At 39.1% G+C, this 2,969-nt stretch carries 3 protein-coding genes and 1 pseudogene; 2 read left to right on the top strand and 2 right to left on the bottom strand.

The genetic code is table 11. From position 1 onward, the window contains the following. Together gspS2 and MD535_RS25265 are read left to right on the top strand one after the other, a co-directional pair. Positions 1-207: type II secretion system pilot lipoprotein GspS-beta (gene gspS2, locus MD535_RS25270; protein WP_265678048.1), on the top strand; the 207-nt coding region annotated here is incomplete at its 5' end. Further along, positions 208-438 (top strand): hypothetical protein, encoded by a 231-nt coding sequence (locus tag MD535_RS25265; RefSeq protein WP_004735670.1) that lies wholly within the window; start codon positions 208-210, stop codon positions 436-438. A 164-nt stretch (positions 439-602) separates the two neighbouring features. On the opposite strand, the pseudogene MD535_RS25260 reads toward MD535_RS25265, so the two are convergent. Next, positions 603-1,199 (bottom strand): annotated as a pseudogene (locus MD535_RS25260) (tyrosine-type recombinase/integrase). A gap of 187 nt (positions 1,200-1,386) precedes the next feature. Beyond that, positions 1,387-2,514, bottom strand: coding sequence for an HD domain-containing phosphohydrolase (locus tag MD535_RS25255; protein ID WP_237300835.1), 1,128 nt, complete (start codon positions 2,512-2,514; stop codon positions 1,387-1,389). Positions 2,515-2,969 lie beyond the last annotated feature (455 nt).

The raw sequence follows: 2,969 nt of genomic DNA, 5'->3' as shown, positions 1-2,969 counted from the left end.
GAGGGCAATAGTGTCACTCTTGTTTTCATAAAAAAGAAAACGTTGAATATGGACCGCTTAGTAGAAAAAGTCGCCGTTAGTTTTTGTGACAACATCGAAATAAGACCTTTATTAGACAACGGGATCTCTTATCGAATCATTACCTTAGGAAAAAATGAGAAAGTAGAAAGCCTTAACGTCATTTCTCTAGCTAAGTGCTCTAATTGAATGCTTAGCAGTCGAATGGATAAAAGCCAATACGAGTTGTTCAATGTACTCAATGACACTATTTTATTGAGGTTTGACCGCCTTACGCCTTGGGAAAAAAACTTTATCACAGAGTTACACCATAAGGTCGTAACTAGACAACTCATTTCAATTAAACAAAAACAGCTTGCTTTAAAAATCTCAATGAAAGCCTATAAATCAAAGAAGAAAAACGCGCGTTCCAACGTTTAATTTAAGCTTGTGTATGCCTAATCTGTTCAAGGTCCTCTAAACCTTGGACAGATTAGTAGTATTTGCACTTAACGTATTGAAAATAATCAAGTATAGAGGTGAATGGGTAACAACTTTCAGCGTAATGGCAATTGAAACAACTAAGTATTTAGGTTCCTTTTCGATTAACACTCAGTACCTTTTGAAAGCAACAATGCATCTTCTAATTCAACCCCAAGATAGCGGATTGTATTATCTACCTTGGTATGACCAAGTAGTATCTGCACCGCTCGGATATTTTTCGTTTTTGCGTAGACTAACGTTGCTTTTGTTCGCCTCATCGAGTGAGTGCCATACAAGTTAGGATTCAACCCCAGATTAGAAGCCCATCTCCTCACTAAGTATCGATAGTACGAATAGCTAATCGGTTATTGCTTTCGCCTTTGGCTTGGGAAAATAAAATTGCTGTCATGTAGCGAAGCCATCAAAATCCATTTCATTAGACTCTGTTGCGTTCTTGTCGTTATCTCAAATTGAACTTCAATATCTGTTTTGCGCTGGATATGCTTAACGCGGTTAAATATCCTATCTTGCGAAGATACATCGCAAACTCTGAGAACGAGCAAGTCACTTGCTCTAAGTTTGCTATCAATAGCTAAGTTGAGCAACGCAAGCCGCATCAAATTATTTTCAATTTCTAATCTGGTTCTGATCCGCCAAATTTCCTCAAGTCGAAAAGGCTTTTTGACGCCACTTCGTTTCGTTTTGTTGAAAACTACCATGATGGCCTCCTTTTTGATTGGTCATCACGATTGTAGTTGCAAGGAAATGGACAAAAATAATTTAGGGCAATTACTTAAATTGAGTATGTTCGAATTACCTTTTTATGGCAAACCAAACTCTTTAGCAATTAGGAACAAGCTAACTTGGAGCGTGGCTAAAGATTATTACTACATTTGTGCCACATTTTTATTGTAAATTCACAGGTGTATACAACCCACCTAAAGTCTCATCTTCTTTGTAGCAAGTAAGGAAAGCGTCTACTACACAGGGGTCGTATAGTTTATTTCGGCCTTGTTCTAAGGTATTGATAGCTTTCTCCGCTCCGACAGCCTTCCTATATGGTCTATCACTTGCCATAGCATCGAAGGTATCTGCAACAGCTATAATCCGAGCCTCAAGTAAAATTTCATTCCCTTTGAATCCGTTTGGGTAGCCCGAGCCATCCAACCTTTCATGGTGCTGTTCGATCATTTCGACGATTGGCCAAGGAAAAATTACTTCATGAAAAATCTTTGCTCCTACTTCTGAATGACTTTGGAGTAACTTGTACTCTGCTGGCATGAGCTTCCCAGGCTTATTTAAGATTTGAGACGGGATCGTAATTTTCCCGATGTCGTGAACCAATGCTCCAATGACTAGTCCTTCTTTAACAGAGTCTTCTAGTGAAAGTTTATCAGCTATAAGATTACATATATGAGCGACATTACGTTGGTGAGAGGAAGTGTATTCATCACGAATTTCAAGCGCACGAGATATTGCGCCTAGCATATTAGTCATAATCGCGATTGGGGTAGAAGAATCAAATTCTAGCTTGTTTTTAGCTAATCCAGATTCGATCTTACTTACCTTTGTTTGTACCTGAGGCCAGATGTCATTGATCATACTGTAAAAATAACTTACGAAGTCATGAGTGTATGGTTCGTTGTTGTTGCTTATACCGATGACTGCAACTACGTCATTATTTTGTATTACGGGAAGACTGAAGTGATGAGTTAGTTTTATGTGGCCTTTCGGTAAAGAGTCATCTATGGAATAGTTTGCATCATAGTGGTTGTGTATTACGGGCTTTTTCATTCTTATACTATCTGCCCATATTCCTGCAGATGATAGTGGGTAGTGAGTTTCATAACTGCAATGGCAATGTTCCAAAACAGAGGTTGACCAAACATTTAATACGATTTCTTCGTTAGTATGAGAATAGAAGTGGAAATATCCGATATCGCTCTTGGCTTCTTGTACAAAAAAATCAATGAGATCTCGATAGAAGTCATGACTCGTTAAATATTTCTTTCTTGTAAGAAAATCTATACTCATAGAGCTTTCAGTCCGTTAAAATCGATATTAACTTTAAGTCTAGTTCTTTTTCGCGTATTTCATCTGACATTAGCAGAATTTAGGCTGGCTAAGAAAGTGCTTGTTCTGGCTGAAACTAATATTGGGGCGTGCGACGTGAAGTCGTATGAAGCGCTGTTCACCGCTTAATGTGTGAACCATCTGTATCACCAGATGAACCTAAGGCTCTGAATAAAGTAGCGAGCCTGACAATGTAACGAAGGTTGGTCATAGACCAATCGGGATCAAAATCGTGAGAGGACGATCCTCCTGATAACCACAATCGGGTGAGTGCTAGGTAGTCAGCATGATGAACATAAGTGTGTCCGCATAAGGTGCGTTATGTTATGAAACAGCGGAAGTGGTTAATACGCTGTGGCCAAAAGGCACGAGAGTCGGAAAGGGATTGCCCCATGCTCTTTCGTGATCGTCGAACT

This window comes from Vibrio qingdaonensis (genome assembly GCF_026191675.1).
Classification (GTDB): Bacteria; Pseudomonadota; Gammaproteobacteria; order Enterobacterales; family Vibrionaceae; genus Vibrio; species Vibrio qingdaonensis.
Note: the sequence above shows the minus strand (reverse complement) of the source record. Positions and strands in the feature narration are given on the sequence as shown.